Raw genomic sequence first — 17529 nt, forward strand, 5'->3', positions numbered from 1 at the left:
CTATTATGACAATTAATATTATAATCAAAATTTATTTTTAATACCAAATTCTCATCTTTCTTTTTACTAAGGTTTTAAAAAAAATTATTATGCTTTTGTTTAAGATCTTTATTATCATTACTCTCTTTGGTAATTATACTTTAAGTGATTTATATAAGTTATACTTATATACTGTATAAGGTATATATATTTTATTTTTATTTATATAGGGACTACAATTAGCACCATAAAATTTCTAAGTTTCTAAAGAAAAATCTCAAAATGAAAAAAGTAATATTAACAACAGTTGTAGTCTGGAGTTTAGTTTCGACTGGGCTAAGTTATGGAATTCAAGGTGAAGTATCAAGTGAATCTTTCCCATCACCGGTGATGGAGTTAACATCATAGCTATAAAGATAAAAAAAGGAAATTTAAACATATATAAAGGGATTATGTAAGTTTAAATTATTAATAATATTTCTATAAGGTTGCATATTAATATAATCCCAAATTTTGTTATTTTTATAACTTATTCAGGCATGAGTTTATTACTATTTGTTTTATCTGAAGAAATTAAATTTTTGAAGTTTTAGTGACATTAAACTCAATGCGATAGATATCTTTGAAAGTTATAATAGTTTATATATTATAAGATATTCTTATTAAAATAATAAAATTTATATATTTTACAGCAAGGAAAGTGTTGCATAAAATGATACATAAGATTCGACTTTATAAAAGAGGTGATTAAAATGAAAAAAACAATATTAACAGCAGTAATACTATTTGGTTTAATTTCAACAGGTTTTAGTAATTCAATTGGATATGAAGTTTCAAGTGCTTCATTTCCTCCTCCTGTATTAGAGTTAGCGTAGAATATTTGATTTAAAGCTACTTTTGTGTTTTATCTAGCTAAAATATTTTTATTAAATAGTTCTGAATAAGTAATAAATTCTTTGAAAATATAAAAACTTTAATGCAGAATAAAACTGTTAAATTATAATAATATTCTAATAATTTTTTTAACAGTATTTTCAATATGCGAAAGGATAAAAAAACTATGACTAAAAAACTAATATTTTGTATATTTGTTTTTTTTACACTATTTAACTATGGTTTATCTAATGGAGATTCTGATAAATCTTCTTCTACAAATAATATAGATTCTACAGAAGATTCTGATACTAAAGATGGTAATATTTTCGATAGTATTATTGTTAAGCCGGTTACTAATGTAGGTATAGGGATAACATCAATAGCAATGGCTCCAATAGGCGCATTTGTTGGTGTATTTGAAGGAGTAGCTAAAACTGAAGCTATTTTATATAATGGTGAACATCATTCAGGAGATAGTGATATAGTTAATATTGTTGTAGCACCACTTGCTGCTGTAGGTTTTGCTGTTGGAGATGCTGGTTATATGGCGTATAAGCTTCCACAAAAAACAGCAGAATATCTTAGCAAAAGCGATGATAACTAGACATTCTTTAACCTTAAAGATATAGTTTTTATTTTACTATTTCTTTATATTTATTCATGGTAACATCTTACTTGTGCATGTATCAAAAAAAAATATAAGTAATGAAAATATCTAAATATATACTTTTATTATTAGCTTTAGCGGTATTACCAATAGTCAGCTTTGCAGATGATAGTCTTTGTAATGTTTATATAAGTATTAAGCCAAGCGTTTATAATAATGAAGACAGAGTGGTATTTAATATGATTAATACCAAAAAAGATCAAGAGTACAAGAATATAGCTTTCTCAGGGCAAACTAGAGTTAGTGTAGGTGAAGTAGAGTGCGGTGATGATTATAATATTTATGCCACTGCGCTTCCAATGCCTAGGCGTAAACTATCTTCGCCACCTATAAAGTCAGTATATACAAGCAATCCAATAGCTCTAAATCATGATATTGATATTTCTTATCCATTAAACTTTAAAACTTTAGTATAGGGAGATTATAAGTATAATCTGCATTAATTATTTTTAAATGTTAGGATTATAAGTTTTTATTTGTTTCTTGTGCATTACAGCTACTTTAGTAGTTAGTCCATTTATCGTTTAATATAAAGCTTTAGCTTATTTTTTATATATACTAACGAATTTAAGAACAATATTTTCTTATGAAATAAGTAAGTAGAAAGTCATTTAAATCTTTATCTCATCACTTTACATGAATTTTATGTTTTTATTAATTTAAGATAATTTGAATTTATTTTTTTGTAAAAATTATTATAATATGAAACAATTATTAAGTAAGGTAATTAAAAATTATATAAAAGCAATTAAATTTTACAGCAAAATTTAAAAATAATTTAATAAGTATTTAAGGAGAGAGCTTGAAATGAGTAAAGATATTTCGATTGCACCTAAGGAAAGGATTAATATTGTCTATCGTGCTGCAACAGGAAATGTTGAAGAAAGTGTAGAGTTACCAATGAAAACATTAGTCATTGGTAAGTTTAAATCAGGACATGATAATACTCCTCTTTCTGAAAGAAGTGTTATAGATGTTAATAAAGATAATTTTAATGATGTTTTAAAAGAGCAGCAATTAGATTTATCTATCAATGTGGCTAATAAATTAACTGGTGAACAAGATGATGAAGAAAATCAACTTCCTGTTAATTTAAAGTTTGAATCATTATCTGATTTTTCACCTGATGGCATTGTGAAACAAGTGCCTAGCCTAGCAAAGTTAATTGAATTAAGAAATGCTCTAAAGACTCTTAAAAGTCCATTGGGAAATGTTCCAGAATTCAAGAAAAAGTTAGCTGCAATTATGAAGGATCCTACAGCAAAAGAACAGTTAATAAAAGAATTAGCTTATAAAGAAGAGGATAAGTAGAATGTCTGAAGTGAAAGAAAAAGTCTTGGAAGAATTTAAAGTTGATTTAAATGAAGGGCTAGTTTATGAATTACTTGATGTATCAAACCTATCTGCAGAAGAAAATACAGCAAATATTGCTAAGCTTGGTCTAAAAGCATTAGTCGATGAAATTTGCAAACCTGAGTTTGAAGATGAAAAAATTTCAAGTTTACTAATTAATAGAATGCTAGCTGAGTTAGATAAGAAAATATCTAAGCAAGTTGATCAAATATTGCATAATGAAGAGTTTCAAGAGCTTGAATCAACATGGAGGTCACTAAAATACTTAGTTGATAATACTGACTTTAGAGAAAATATAAAAGTTAATATTTTAAATGCTACTAAAGATGAGTTGGTAGAAGATTTTGAAGATGTTCCTGAAATAACAAAATCAGCACTATATAAATTAGTTTATACGGGAGAGTATGGGCAGTTTGGTGGTCAACCATATGCGTCAATTGTTGGTAACTATAGTTTTACTCAAAGTGCTATAGATATTGGGTTGCTTGAGAATATAGCAAGTATAAGTGCAATGTCTCACGCACCATTCTTGTCATCTGTTGCTCCGGAGTTTTTTGGAATAGATTGTTTTACTAAGTTGCCTAACTTAAATGATCTTAGTAGTATTTTTGAAATGCCACAGTATACACAGTGGAATAGTTTTAGAGAGTCAGAGAATTCTCGTTATGTAGGCCTTACTTGTCCTAAGTTTTTATTAAGATTACCGTATAGTGAAGATACTGTAAAAACTAAAAGCTTTGATTATACTGAAGATGTTTCAGAAAGTCATAATAAGTTCTTATGGGGTAATTCATGCTTTACTTTAGCAAGTAGGGCTCATGATAGCTTTGCGAAATATCGTTGGGCAGCTAATATCATAGGTCCTAAAGGTGGTGGTGCTGTAGAGAATCTTCCAATATATAACTTTAAATCTTTAGGACAAACTCAAACAAAGATACCAACAGAAGTTTTGATTTCTGAAAGAAGAGAATATGAACTATCAGAACTAGGATTTATTAGTTTAGGGATGAGAAAAGGTAGTGACAGTGCTGTATTTTTCTCAGCTAACTCATGTCAAAAGCCTAAAGTTTTCCCAAATACTGATGAGGGTAGAGAAGCTGAGACTAATTACAAGCTTGGTGGCCAACTTCCGTATTTATTTATCATATCTAGACTTTCTCACTATATAAAAGTTTTACAAAGAGAAAATGTTGGTAGCTGGAAAGAAAAAAGCGATTTAGAGAAAGGGTTAAATGATTGGATAAATCAATATGTTGTAAATATGGAGAATCCTTTAGCAGACGTTAAAAATAGATGTCCTCTTAGAGAGGCACATATTGGAGTGGCTTCAGTAGAAGGTGAGCCTGGCTGGTACAGAGTCAAGCTTAGTATTAAGCCCCATTTTAAATATATGGGTGCTAGTTTTACTTTATCTTTAGTTGGGAAACTAGATAAACAATAAATCAATCGTAAAAGGAGAAATAAAATGGCAAATTTTGCATTTTTAAAACTAACAACAGAGAAAAATGGCGCAATTAGTGATCCTATGCAGTTAAAACCTGAGTTTTCTCAACAAATACTGATCACTAGGTTTGAGCAAAATATCTCAATGGCTGTTAATGCACAAGGTGTGCAAGGAGGGACTGGATCAATCGCAAAACCGGCACCAATTAAATTTAGAACGCATATGGGATCATATGAGGCCGAATTAAAGCAAGCATGTTTAACAGGAGACAATATAACAGAAGCTACTTTTTCATTTCCTATATTAGATAAAACCGGTGTTCAGAAAACTGTTTATGTAATTAAAGCTACTGGTGGGATAGTATGTAGTGTAAAAAGAGTGTTACCAGATGCACATGATTCTGATAATGCATCAAAACCAGTTCGTGTAGAAGTTGAAATATCATATGAGAAGTTAGAAGAGCAAGATACAGTTCATAATAAACAAATGAGTTACGATTGGGGAACTATATAAATCTGTATGCATAGACTTAGACTTCTTGAGAGGCTTAGTGCATGGGAATCAGGTAAAGTTTCTCGTTTTAAAGAATTTAGTGAGTATGATCTAACGGAGTCCATAATAGATCATATTGGTTTTATTCTAAATACTAAGCAAGGTAATGTTAAATTATCTGATAATTATGGTGTTCCAGATTTTTATAATCTGGAATCAAATAAAATAGAATCAATAATTAAAGATGTTATCTCTATATATGAGCCAAGGTTCTTGGTAGATAGAGTAATTAAAGGTGAATCAGATTTAACTGATTCATCTAAATTAAAACTCTCGATTATGGGAAAGATTCGTGGTTCAAATAATCCGTTAGTTATTACTACAGTATTGACATCAAATGGAAGAGTTACAGTTTCTTTATAAGATTTAAGGAATATTATGAAAGTTGAAGTACCAAATCACTTTCTTTTTGCAAAAAAAACAACATGGGATAAGAAAAAGTTCTTTTTAAATATTTCTATCTATTCAGGCTTTTATCTAGATAGTAACAAATGGTTAGACAAACAAGATTTAAGCGATATACTAAAATATTTTACAGAAAACAATGTTATATTTGATAATGGTATTTTAAGAAAATATCAAGAGTATTTTATATACTGTGATGATCAGAATATAGAAAGCTATAGTTTTAAAATTTTAGAGTCAGAAAAATCGGCATTAAAGCAGGATTTTTTACCGCTAAATCCAGATAGTGAAAGCTATGAGAAACCAAAAGGAACTTTTGATAAAAAATGGCTTTTTGAAAAATGGCCTGCATTACCAGATGACTGCGATAAAACTGCTTTTCAATTAGCACCGAAAGATCAACAGTTAGAAGATGAGCTTAAGTGGGGAGAATCTTTCTATATTAAAGATGATTATGATACTGAGTATAGAGCTTACTCATTACCTGCGAAAAAGCTACAGGCATTTTATAAAGAGATAAATACGGATAAGAATAAAGAATTAGACTTAAAAGCTGATGTTTTATGGGTTTTCCCGACTAAGAATATCGCACTGGTTATTTCGCATGGACAACTTGATGTATTGGATCAGGAGAATTCTAATATAGAAAGCATATCTATAGTAGATCCATATGAACAAGAGAAGCCCTCTAAGGTAGAAAAAAAACTAGATATTAAAAAACCAGAAATAAAAGAGAAAATAACGAAGCCAAAAGTTAAAGTTTCTCCAGATATTGCTGAAGCCAAGAAAAAAGCAGAACAAAAAATAGCAGAAGTAAAAAGTAAATACGGTGAGTATATTGAAAAACATAAGTCATATAAGCCACCTCAAGAGATTCAAGACATAATTGATGGTAAAACACAAGGAAAATCAATTTCTGAAGCTATAAAAGGTTTTGTGGATAAAAAAATATCAGATTTGAATAATAAAGTCTCAAATGTTGACTTATATAAAAAAATATCAGAAGTCCAAAATGCTAACACTAGCATTAAGCAAAGTGCAGCAAGATTGCCACAAATGATTTCTGAACAGCTAGAAAAACTAAAGGCGATACTTCCAAAAGATAAATTAAAGGAAATTCCTGAAGATGACTTAAAAAAAAGTGCTGATAGAATTGCAAAAATGATTTTAGATTCTGAGTATAAGTCAGAAAAGGTTGAAGCCGAAAATGAGGTGGATAAAAACTGTGTGGGTAGAGATTTCTCAAATCAAGATCTAAGGAGCTATGATTTTTCTGATTGTGATTTGACAGATGCTAAATTTGAAAATGCCAGATTAGAGGGGACTATCTTTGATAGAAGTATTATAGATAAAACTAGTTTTAGAGATGCTAAGTTAACAGATGTGTCTTTTGAAAATCTAAGCATTTTATCATCTGATTTTTCAAATAGTATTTGTGAAAATTTAAACCTTAAAAGTGTATCTATTAGAGAGAGTAAGTTTACAGGATCTAACATTACGAATGCTAAGTTTGAAAATGTAATAATTAAACAAACAAATTTATCAAATCTTACTGCTTATAAGTTTTTTATAAACACTTGTAGTTTTGATGATTGCAATATTTCTTTAGCAGAACTTAGTCAATGTAGCGTAGAGTTGAGTGTATTTAATAAAGTTGTATTTAATAAAGTTAACGCTGAGAAAATTATATTAAATAATAGTAACTTTACAAACAGTAATATTGAATTTATAAATATACCATCTAGTTTTTTAGATGGTGTTAGTTTCTCTAGCACAAAGTTATTATATAGTAATCTAAGAGGCGCTAGTCTTAAAAAGATTAATATTCGAAAAAGTTTTCTCACAGATGTTGATTTTAGTGAGGCTATAGTGTCTGGTTTTCAAGTTAATGACTCTGAGATTATAAATAGTAATTTTGAACAAATAAATTTTCATCAAGGTATAAAAGTTTCTAACTCAACTTTTAAAGATAACACATTAGAAAGTGTTGAAATGAATAGTTCAATATTCAAAAAGTGTGATTTGACAGAACAGAGATTTAATAAGGTTTTAGCAAAAAAAATAATCTTTTCAAAATGTAATTTATCGGGATGCTTAGTTGAGAATTCAAATTTGCTTAAAGCTAACTTTTATCAATCAAACTTAAGTAAGGCTGTATTTACAGAATCAAATCTATATGAAGCTAATTTTTATCAAGCAAAGTTAGGTCAGACTATTTTTGATAGGAATTTAGTTAAGAGTAACTTTGAAACCGCTAAAGATGCACAAAGTGTGAGGGAAATTGATGAATCAAGAACAGAGTAAACAAGATAATATATTTTCCAATAATGAGAGTATAAAAGATCAAAAAATAGACTCACTTGTATTAAATGACATAGATTTTGTAGCAAAAGTAATCTCTAAAAGTACTATATCTGGATGCCGTATTTCAGACAGTAGTTTTCAAGCTACATCTTTTAAACAGTTGGTTTTTGATGATTGTATATTTGAAAAGTGTAATTTTTCAAAAGTAAGTTTTTCAGATTGTGAGTTTAGTAATGTTGATTTTATTGAATGTAGCTTTGTTAGTGCATCGCTGAAATCATTGTCTTTTATAAAATCTAAGATCCAAAATAGTGATTTATCACGTTTAAATGCGAATAGTATTGAATTTACTCAAAGTAGTATGAGTGATATTAAGTTTATTAATGGGAATCTAAAATCTAGCAAAATTGATGATTTTAGCTTTAATGATTGTGAATTTGATAGTGTAGTTTTTAGTAATTCATCTTTTAAAGATTGTAGCTGGAATAGAGTATCTTTGATTAGTAATAATTTTTATATGTGTGAAATGATGGCAAATGATTTTTGTAGAATTTCGCAGTTTGAGAAAAACTCATTTGTTCGTGCAGATCTTACAAAAGCCAATTTATCAGATATAAAAGGAAATTATCTTAATTTTTATCACGCTAATCTTACACAAGCAAACTTAAGTGGGGTCAAATCACACTATTGTCAATTTTCGAATGCTCAGATCGTTGATGCAAACTTGGAGGCGAGTGATTTTTCATTTGGTAATTTTAATGAAAGTGATCTGTCTTCATCAAATTGTAAAGATTCAATATTTCATTGTTCGAATATGAACTATAGTAAGGTTGAAGAGACTGATTTTTCTAATAGTGACTTAAGTTATTGTGCTTTTCATGATACTAAAGGTAAGGCAAATATGGCATCAGCAAAGACAAATAATATTAAATATACTGATGAGTTAAAAAAACAAGCAGAGGAGTGGCAGGTAAATGGATAATTTAGATGCGAAAGTTCATTATTTTGATGAGGGTTTAGGCAAAAGCTCTGAAGATATAGCAGTAGTAACTAAGATTGAAACTAATAGTTTTATAATAAATGTTGATGGGGTTTTATATAGTGCAAAAAAAGCTTTTAGTTGTTTTATTGAACCTATAGAAAATGATCTTGTACTTATTAAGTACATAAGAAATCAGTTTTATATTTTTGCTGTGGTTGAAAGACAATACTCTGATGATGAAGTAAATATTAAGTTACCAAATAAGACATCCGTCAAATCTACAGAGAAGCTTAGTTTTGAGGCAGCATCGATATCTAATGTTTCTTTAGAGTATGATGTTGTGGCTTCAAAAATGTTAACAGTTGTTGATAATATGAAGGTCTTTGCTAAAGATCTCTACGAGCAAAGTGATTTCAAACAAATCAAATCAAATCAGCTTCTAAAAGAAATAGCAGATTTAGAGCAGAGTGTAATAGAGGATCTAAGATTGATAGTTAAAAGTCACTATAATGCACAGGCAAAAAGTATAAATTTAGTATCTGATGATGATACTAATATTAATGCTAAAAGTGTCTCTATATGCTAGCAAAATAATCTGAGGAGAAAAATATGTTTTATCTAATCGTAGCCGGTGAAGGTTTTTCAATGGGAGATGCAGATATTTGTAAGACTCCTCCAGAAGGAGAACCTATACCATATCCAAATATAGCACAGTTATGTCAGATGGAGGGGTTTGCTGAGAACTTTACAATAGCAGGTCAGTTTGTAGGAACTCTTCAATCAACAATACCTATGTCAACTGGTGATGAGGCTGGTGAGCTTGGAGGGGTAGTTTCTGAAGAAATAGGTAGTGAGTGTAAACCTATGGAAGGGTCTGAAATTGTGTCAGTCAATGGCGAGCCTGCTCAACATACTGGTGTACCACAATCGCATAATAGTATGAACTATCCTGAAGGGGCGGTATTGCTTCCTCCTCAGTTAGTTACATCATGTCAAATGTAAAAAGGGTTTAAGTATGAAAATAAAATTAGATATTAGTGGTGTTAGTGATAATGATATAACAGTTCTTGATTATACGTATGAATCAGAAATATCAAATCCATATAGATGTGAAGTAAGTTTTTTATCATCTAAGAGAAGTTTAAATAGCGATGATTTTATGTATCAAGAAAGTACACTAGAAGTTTCTTTTGATGATGAAGGCTCTGCAAATAATATATATGGAATAGTTACAGAGTTTTATCAACTTGATGAGATAGGTGATTCATATGAGTATAAAATTATTATAGAACCAGAAATAGTTAAACTAAAGAACCAAAAAGCCACAAATGTCTTTTTGAATATGTCTATTGATGAAATAGTAAAAGAATGTTTTAAAAAAGTGGGGTTAAAAAATTATAAAATTTATTTGAGTGACCCAAAAGCACAGGTGGTAACAGAAAAATATACTAAAAGAGAATTTGTGTTTCAATATCAAGAAACATACTTTGATTTTATATCTAGGTGGTTGGAATATGAAGGTATTTATTATTATTATGATTATGAAGCAACTAATAAGGATGGTAAAAAATCTAATTTTTTAATTCTCACAGATCAGTCTAATTCAGCCAAATTTGTATCTAGTAAGAATGAAGGGACCCTGTTTTATGATAAAAATGCTTTAATATCAAATAATGCATCTACGAGAAATTATGTTATGAGCTTTTTTGCATATACTAGTACAGTGCCAAAAACGTTAACACTAAATGGTTATGATTATGAAAATGATTCACAAACTATGTCTCAGACCAAGCAAATATCAAGTACAGGACTAGGAGATGTAACTATTTTTGATGAGAATGCAATTGATAATAATAGTATTGAAAGGATTATCAACATAAGGTGTCAAGGTATGGCATGTATGGAACATGTTTTTATGGGAAGTACTAACCTTTCTAACATGAAAGTTGGGCGTTATTTTAAATTAACGAACCATTTCCGAAAAGATTATAATAATAGTTATTTTATTACAGCAGTTAGTCAAACTTTTTCTCAAAGAGCTTTGTTTCTATCAAAGTTCTCAAATGAAAATGAGAAAGATGATGATATGCAATTAGTTACTACAGATTTTAAAGCAATTCCTTTAAAAACTCAGTATAGACCACAATTATTAACTCATGTAAAAAAAATTGATGGAGTCATCCCAGCAGTTGTTGATTCTGAGACTGATAATGATACTCCATATTTAGATGATCAGGGTAGGTATAAGATAAAATTTTTACATAGTGATGATGATCCTGGTAAGGGTTCAGGGTGGATACGAAAGATTGAGTCTTTTTTAGGTAATAAGTATGGTACAAGTATACCCTTACATAAGGATTTAGAAGTATCTATAGGATTTGAATATGGTAACCCTGATAAGCCTATAATAATAGGAGCTATGCAAAATTCAAGTAATGAGAACCCAGTAACTAGTGAAAATTCAGACCAAGGATATGCATTTAAAAGTGCTCAAGGTAATTATGTTGAGTTTAGTGATGAAGAAGATAAAGAGTATGTGAAAATATACAGCCCTTTTGGAAACTCGTTTTATACTGTTGGTTATACTGATTTGGATAAGTATTGGAGTAGTGATTTTGGTTGGATATGGTCTCCAATGCCAGAAGGAAGTCCTAATCCTGAGGAGGTGGCAAACTTGGACTATTCTGATAAGGCTGGAGTAACTATAGCAGGAAGTAATTATGAGCAAATATTGGGAGATAGTTTTTCTGTGATACATGGTGATTCATATACAGCAACCATGGGTGGGATTGATATGGATTTAAGTCTAGGAGCTGGTTCAAATAGCTATACCATAGTTGGTGAAAATACAGAAGGAACTATAACAGGTATAAATATAGATTTTAATGTAACAGGAGCAAGTTTTGAGCTTGTAAAAACCCTTGCTTCTTATACATTTTTCGAAACTCCAGATAGAGAGATTGAAGCTTCCGGGAATTATAGTGTAAATGTTGGAGGAAACTATAATGTTAAAGTAGACGGTGATATTATATTTACGTCTGGTGGCGTCTCGATGATTAAGTCTAAGAGCAGTCAAGCATTTGTTAGTAATAGGTCTAGCAAAATATTTGCCCCGAAGATACTTTTTCAGAATATGATGAGTGATGAGACTATATTACCAAATACTCCGGGGGTGTTTATAAATGATGAATATATTGCTTTAAGTATTGGTGGGACGAATTCATTGGTAATTACAGAGGATGCTATAGTTTTAAAATCAGGTATTAGTTCTATTAGACTTACAGATGAAGAGATAATTGCGGCTCCTAATTTTCAATATCAAGAAATTCCTGATCCAGAAGCTACTTCTATAGTTGCTGGAGCATTAAAAGCTATGGGAGCTTTTCTAACTAAGTCTAAGGCTGAGATGGCAGCAGAGGCGGCAGCAAAGGCTGCAGAAGCCGCAGAAGCCGCAGAAGCCGCTGCTGCAAAAGCAAGAGAAGAGGAAAGCTCTAGATTAAGAATGCAATATTACTCAAGACTTGCTAGGTCTTGATTCATATAAAAATACGAGATTTTTATTTAAAAATAAATTTTTCAAAAATTAATTAATTGAAAATGATAAATTAATTTGCTATTATTTTTTTGTATACTCTAAATTAATTTCAAATTCAATATTTGTATGGCAAAATTTCAAGATATTTATAAAAAAGAGCTGCGCAATATTAGAGAATTGAGCAAAGAATTTTCAAAAGCTCATCCTAATATAGCTCCTATGCTTGGAGATAGAACAACAGATCCAGATGTCGAGAGACTACTAGAGGGGTTTGCATATATATCTGCTGAGATCCAAGAAATAATTGATGATCAATTGCCAGAATTTAGTGGTGGCTTAATTAAGAAGTTCTTTCCGCATTATTTACGCCCTTTACCTAGTACAACTTTGATGCACTTTAAACCTAAGACAAACTTAAATGAGAGATTTACTATTAAAAAGGGGACTTATTTTGACTCTATTCCAGTCAATGGAACAAGATGTAAGTTTAGATTATGCCAAGATTGTACTTTAAGCCCAATTAAAATTAATGATATTCAATTAGTTAGTAATACTAACCAACAATCTTATATAGAACTAACTTTTTCAGCTGGAAAAACTAGTTTAGTAAAGATTTGGCAAGATCAGCTATCTTTTCATTTAGGTGGACAGTATCAAGATGCTGTATATTTATATTATCTATTATTAAATAAGATTGATAGGGTAACTTTAAGCTCAGGTGAAAATGTTAAAGAACTAACAAAACAAAGTATAGTTGCAGCTGGGTTTTCTGATACAGATGCTATTTTAGAATATCCTAGCAATGCCGATACGACTTTTAGAGTGCTACAAGAATATTTCTTACTACCTGAAAAATATTTGAGAGTAAAGTTAGAAAATCTAGGTAATCAGTGGTTTGGTAGTGAAAAAGAAAAAGAGTTCAATTTGAGGTTTTATTTAAACTGTAAAGAGTCTGAGTTTCCTAGTTTAGCTGATGATTCTTTTCTTTTACATACGGGCTTGGCTATAAATGTATTTGATTATGATGCTAAACCAATTGATCTTGATGATACAAATTATCAATATAGAATAATGCCAGATTCAAACTCTGATCATAAACATTACTTTATTTATAATATAAAAGATGTTCAAAGCTATGAACAAGGTACTGTTCTTGCAAAAAAATATGTTGATGTGGAAAGTTTAAATGAAGCTAACTTTGATAAACCTTGTTATGAAATAACAAATAGAACAGCTATAGATGGTTTTGAGTTAGCATATTTTATAACTATATTGAATAATCAAAAAAATCAGCTAATAAGCCAAGAGACTTTATCAATATCATTAGAATGCTCAAATGGTTCGTTACCAGAATATCTACACAAAGGGGAAATCAACTCTAAAAATGGTAGCTTCTCAAGTTTAGTTGAATTTGAGAATATCTATACACCTACAACATATAAAAATCCACCTCAAGATAATGATTGGATGTGGCGTTTACAATCCATGCTGTCTTTAAACTATCTATCTATAATTGACGCAGAAAATCTAAAAAACTTATTAGAATTTTATCTATTTATTAATAGAGGTAAAGAGGATGTTTTAACCAATAGGTTTAAGTCACAAATCAAAGGTATAGAGAAACTAGAGCTTAGGGAACAGAGCTATATGATCTCTGGGATTCTACTTAGAGGTAGCTGTATAGATTTGCATGTTAATGGTGTTAGTTTTTCATCAGATGCAGAGATTTTCTTTTTTGGGAATATGTTGAATGCTTTTTTCTCAATGTATGCAACTTTAAATTCTTTTACAAAACTACAAATAATTAACACTATATCTGGAGATGTTATCAAATGGCCAGCAATGATGAACAGCGAATCTTTAGAGAAATAGAATTATTTGTAAGTAATAGCTATAACTATAATTTCTACCAAGCTATTCGATGGTTAAATGGGATATCAGGTATCGCAAAAAAAATAGGTATGCCTGTTTTAGATATTAAAGTAACTCCACATTTAAGCCTAGAGTTTGCTGGTAATGATATTAAGTCAATGTCTTTCGATAAGAGTAAATATCAGATTGATATAGTAGTTACTTTTATGGGATTGTATGGAACTGTTTCACCATTGCCAACTTTTTATACAGAGAACTTAATTGTAGAAGTTAATGATAGCGTAACAGTTAATAAAGATTTTTTGGATATCTTTCATCAGGTGTTTTATAAAAAAATATATTCTATATGGCTTAAATATAAGCTTAATCTCATGACATATGAGAATAAGTCTTCTAGCTATATAGAAAAAACATACTCCTTAGTTGGTTTAGGTGATCAGACTCTTAGAAGACTTGTGCCAAATAGTATTAGCTTAGTTAGATATGCTGGACTTTTTAGTAAACGTTCTAGATCTCTTAAAGGCTTACAGATAATGCTTAGAGATTATTTTAATCTAGATATGCAGGTTTCAAATTTTAAAACACTACAGTATCTAAGCGATGATCAGTATGTAAACTTAGGCTGTAAAAATAGTAGCTTAGGTAGAGATCTTTACTTGGGTCGTTATGTTAAAGACTTTTTCTCAAGTATAAAGATAGATATTTTAGATATTTCAGCTAAAGATCTTGCATCCTTTAACTATGGTGGAGAAAACATAAGAAAACTAGGCTTTTTAGTTAAATTTTATTGTTATTCACGGGTTAGATGCTTTGTAAGATTACATATAAGCAAAGAAGAGCTTAAAAAGACGCAGAAAGAACTTGTTCTAGGTGTAAATAGTTGGTTCGATTCACAGGAAAATGAATTCTACAAGACAAAATATTTCATGATTTAATTAGGAGAATAAGATTAAATGATTAGAAAAATACTAAATAAGAGTATGGTTTTGCTATTGGTTTTACTATTAAGCAGTTGCGCTACTACACAAAACCAATGGCCATACAAAAAAGATGGCATAGTCTTGAATATCTCATCAGGAAAAACTTTAAATGTTTATAACGGCTATAACCATAGTTTGACTTTAGGAGTTCTTCAAACCTCTACAAGAAATAAATATACAGAACTTATGAAGAGTGAAAAAGGTTTGTCATACCTGTTGTCAAATGAGATGAAAGATAAAACAGAGACTGGTTTTGATCGCATATTTATAGAGCCGAATACTTCAAATAAAGAAATAACTTTAGACAGGCATGAAAATACGCAATATATCTACTTAATCTTTGGATATGCAGATTCTAATCAAAAAGCAAATACACAAGTTATAACTATCCCAGCTGATAAGATCTCTGATGATTTAGTGATTAATATGAAGTTAGGTGCAGATGCTCCAGAAACTGTAGAGTATAGTCAAGATGGAATTTTTGTTCGCTGGATAAAAAAAACATTTTAAAAGAAAAGAGGGTTTAATAGATGAGTTTTTTAAATAAAGTAAGCTGGGAACAGGGATTATTTTTACAACCTCAGCACTTTCAGATGTCAGATATGTCAAGTGAAGCAGCTTTATCGAGTTATATTAATTTAGTTGATAAGGATTTTTGGGGAGTTGATAGTTTTAACGTAGATGAAAATGCTTTAAAAGATGAAAGGGTCCGTGTAAATTCTGGAACAGTTTTTCTAAAAAGTGGTATCTTACTTGAAGTTGGCGATAATGCAGTAGTTGTCCCAAGATCTTTTAGTGGTAAATGGTCAGATCGTTCTGAAGATTTAAATATATATATAGGTGTCAAAAATATTAGTAATAGTGCTAATGTAACTACAGTTGAATCATTAGATAACTTAAAAAATGTTCAAACAAGATTTGTTAACTTAAATGAACCTGGTTTAATAAAAGATTTGTATTCTAGTGGGCCTGATGCACATGTTAAAAGGTTATTTTATGTTATTCAAATATGGTTTGGTGATGAAATTGAACTAGCATCTGACTATGAGCTGATACATATAGCTAAAGTTCGACAAACAGGTAAAAAAATTATATTAGATGAACAATATATACCACCAAGTTTACATATAAGTAGTTATGATAGATTGTTTTTATTGACTAAATCTATACGAAATGATTTAAAAGCTAGAGCTAATCAATTAAAGGCACATAGATTACAAGCAGAGTCAGATGATGATTCTGCTAGTCAAAATAGGAAATGGTCAAATCTGCTAGCATTACAGGCTTTTGATAAATATGCTATTTTAATTAGTCACTTATTAAATACTGACTGTGTTACACCTAAAAAGTTATTTGAGGTGTTTTTACAATTAGTTGGAGATCTAAAAGCATTTTGTCTAGATAATATAATTGCAGATATTGATTTAGATGATGTTGATTTTATTAAATATGATCACACTAATTTAGCTGAGAATTTTGATTCTCTAAGAGAGATAATATTTAAGCTATCAGATGTAATAACATTTACGCCTAGCCAGTATTATCAATTGAAATATATGAATGGTTTTTATTCAACAAATCTTCCAACTAATGCATTTGCTCCTAGGACAAATTATTATTTAAGACTATCTACTAGAGGCAGCTTTAATAAAGGAGAAATTTTAGATATTGCTTCCCAGGTCAAAGTTGGATCATTGACAAATATTAATCATATTGTTGAGCATTCATTAAAAGGTGTGTCTTTTGAAGTATTATCAGAGCCTCCTTATGGTGTTCCAAGTGATTCTTCTTGTATATATCTATATCTAGATTCAGCTAGTGATAATTGGAGAGATATAATGGTATCACAATCTATAGCAGCTTTCGGAGAAGAGAAAGCTGATGAAATTCAAATTGATTTTGTGTCTGTGAGGTTTTAATAATGAATTTAATGTCAAGCTATAGTGAAATTATTTCTTATGTTATAGCACTAAAAACTAGTAATTTTAAAAATTTAGAAATATCTAAATTTAGACAAAATTTAGATATAAAATTTGAAGAAGCTAAAAGAGAGATTTTGATAACTTATAAAGATGAGGATTATCAAGATAGTCTTTTTGCAGTATGTGCTTGGGTAGATGAGACTGTTCTTTGTTCTAACTGGAAAGAAAAATCTGAGTGGAAAAAGGCTATGTTACAGCAAAGTTTTTTTGGAACTGCGGAAGCAGGAGAACTATTTTTTGAAAGACTAAGCAATATTCCTCCTAATAACATCGAGGTTTTAGAAGTTTATTACTACTGCATGAAGTTAGGTTTTCGAGGAATGTTTTATAGACCAAACGATATTATGATATTAAGCGAAAAGATGAAAAAAATCTATAAGTTGATAGTTGATGAGTATGATGGTGAGTTTGAAAAACCTTTAAATAGTTGCTCATTGACTCCAATCTATAAAACTACAAAAAATGATCGAGTTAAAAAAAATAATAGAAAATTTAAAGCAAAGAAAATAGGTTTATGGCTAATACCTATAGCACCATTTGTAATAATATCGGTTATTTTTAATGTAATTGTAATGGTTTATTTTTAATAAAAAGGTTT

Annotated in this window: 18 protein-coding genes; all 18 read left to right on the forward strand. The window is 29.8% G+C overall.

Annotated features, from left to right (window positions below):
- The first annotated feature begins 261 nt into the window (after positions 1-261).
- The 18 genes from R8535_RS00075 (at position 262) to R8535_RS00160 (ending at position 17518) form a co-directional block, all read left to right on the forward strand.
- Complete coding sequence (locus R8535_RS00075) at positions 262-387, forward strand: hypothetical protein (protein ID WP_329495345.1); 126 nt, start codon at positions 262-264, stop codon at positions 385-387.
- A gap of 344 nt (positions 388-731) precedes the next feature.
- Positions 732-854 carry a hypothetical protein gene (locus R8535_RS00080; protein WP_329495348.1) on the forward strand — a complete coding sequence of 41 codons (123 nt, stop codon included), beginning with the start codon at positions 732-734 and terminating at the stop codon, positions 852-854.
- A gap of 185 nt (positions 855-1039) precedes the next feature.
- The gene (locus R8535_RS00085) at positions 1040-1459 is read left to right on the forward strand and encodes a hypothetical protein (protein WP_329495350.1); all 420 of its coding nucleotides are present in this window, start codon (positions 1040-1042) and stop codon (positions 1457-1459) included.
- A 101-nt stretch (positions 1460-1560) separates the two neighbouring features.
- Positions 1561-1938, forward strand: a complete 378-nt coding sequence (locus R8535_RS00090; protein ID WP_329495351.1) for a hypothetical protein — start codon at positions 1561-1563, stop codon at positions 1936-1938.
- A 391-nt stretch (positions 1939-2329) separates the two neighbouring features.
- Complete coding sequence (gene tssB, locus R8535_RS00095; RefSeq protein ID WP_329495354.1) at positions 2330-2833, forward strand: type VI secretion system contractile sheath small subunit; 504 nt, start codon at positions 2330-2332, stop codon at positions 2831-2833.
- Between the two features lies 1 nt (position 2834).
- Positions 2835-4316, forward strand: coding sequence for a type VI secretion system contractile sheath large subunit (gene tssC, locus R8535_RS00100; RefSeq protein ID WP_329495357.1), 1482 nt, complete (start codon positions 2835-2837; stop codon positions 4314-4316).
- A 24-nt stretch (positions 4317-4340) separates the two neighbouring features.
- Complete coding sequence (locus tag R8535_RS00105; protein WP_329495359.1) at positions 4341-4832, forward strand: type VI secretion system tube protein Hcp; 492 nt, start codon at positions 4341-4343, stop codon at positions 4830-4832.
- A gap of 6 nt (positions 4833-4838) precedes the next feature.
- The gene (tssE, locus tag R8535_RS00110) at positions 4839-5234 is read left to right on the forward strand and encodes a type VI secretion system baseplate subunit TssE (RefSeq protein WP_329495361.1); all 396 of its coding nucleotides are present in this window, start codon (positions 4839-4841) and stop codon (positions 5232-5234) included.
- Between the two features lie 15 nt (positions 5235-5249).
- Positions 5250-7580 carry a pentapeptide repeat-containing protein gene (locus tag R8535_RS00115; protein WP_329495363.1) on the forward strand — a complete coding sequence of 777 codons (2331 nt, stop codon included), beginning with the start codon at positions 5250-5252 and terminating at the stop codon, positions 7578-7580.
- Complete coding sequence (locus R8535_RS00120; protein WP_329495365.1) at positions 7561-8562, forward strand: pentapeptide repeat-containing protein; 1002 nt, start codon at positions 7561-7563, stop codon at positions 8560-8562. Before R8535_RS00115 ends, R8535_RS00120 begins: the two co-directional genes overlap by 20 nt.
- Positions 8555-9148, forward strand: a complete 594-nt coding sequence (locus tag R8535_RS00125) for a DUF3540 domain-containing protein (protein WP_329495367.1) — start codon at positions 8555-8557, stop codon at positions 9146-9148. The genes R8535_RS00120 and R8535_RS00125 overlap by 8 nt, the downstream gene beginning before the upstream one ends.
- A gap of 23 nt (positions 9149-9171) precedes the next feature.
- Positions 9172-9564, forward strand: a complete 393-nt coding sequence (locus R8535_RS00130) for a DUF4150 domain-containing protein (RefSeq protein WP_329495370.1) — start codon at positions 9172-9174, stop codon at positions 9562-9564.
- A gap of 13 nt (positions 9565-9577) precedes the next feature.
- Entirely contained in the window at positions 9578-12097 is a 2520-nt protein-coding gene (locus R8535_RS00135) for a type VI secretion system Vgr family protein (protein WP_329495372.1), read from the forward strand.
- A 126-nt stretch (positions 12098-12223) separates the two neighbouring features.
- Entirely contained in the window at positions 12224-13969 is a 1746-nt protein-coding gene (gene tssF / locus R8535_RS00140) for a type VI secretion system baseplate subunit TssF (RefSeq protein WP_329495375.1), read from the forward strand.
- A complete protein-coding gene (tssG, locus tag R8535_RS00145) occupies positions 13930-14904 on the forward strand; it encodes a type VI secretion system baseplate subunit TssG (protein WP_329495377.1) in 975 nt (324 codons plus the stop codon). Before tssF ends, tssG begins: the two co-directional genes overlap by 40 nt.
- An 18-nt stretch (positions 14905-14922) precedes the next feature.
- Complete coding sequence (locus R8535_RS00150; protein ID WP_329495380.1) at positions 14923-15459, forward strand: hypothetical protein; 537 nt, start codon at positions 14923-14925, stop codon at positions 15457-15459.
- A 20-nt stretch (positions 15460-15479) separates the two neighbouring features.
- Entirely contained in the window at positions 15480-16868 is a 1389-nt protein-coding gene (tssK, locus tag R8535_RS00155; protein ID WP_329495383.1) for a type VI secretion system baseplate subunit TssK, read from the forward strand.
- A gap of 2 nt (positions 16869-16870) precedes the next feature.
- Positions 16871-17518: a DotU family type IV/VI secretion system protein gene (locus R8535_RS00160; RefSeq protein WP_329495386.1), complete on the forward strand. Its 648-nt coding sequence runs from the start codon at positions 16871-16873 to the stop codon at positions 17516-17518.
- Positions 17519-17529 lie beyond the last annotated feature (11 nt).

This window comes from Francisella sp. 19S2-4, from assembly GCF_036281795.1.
Lineage (GTDB): Bacteria > Pseudomonadota > Gammaproteobacteria > Francisellales > Francisellaceae > Francisella.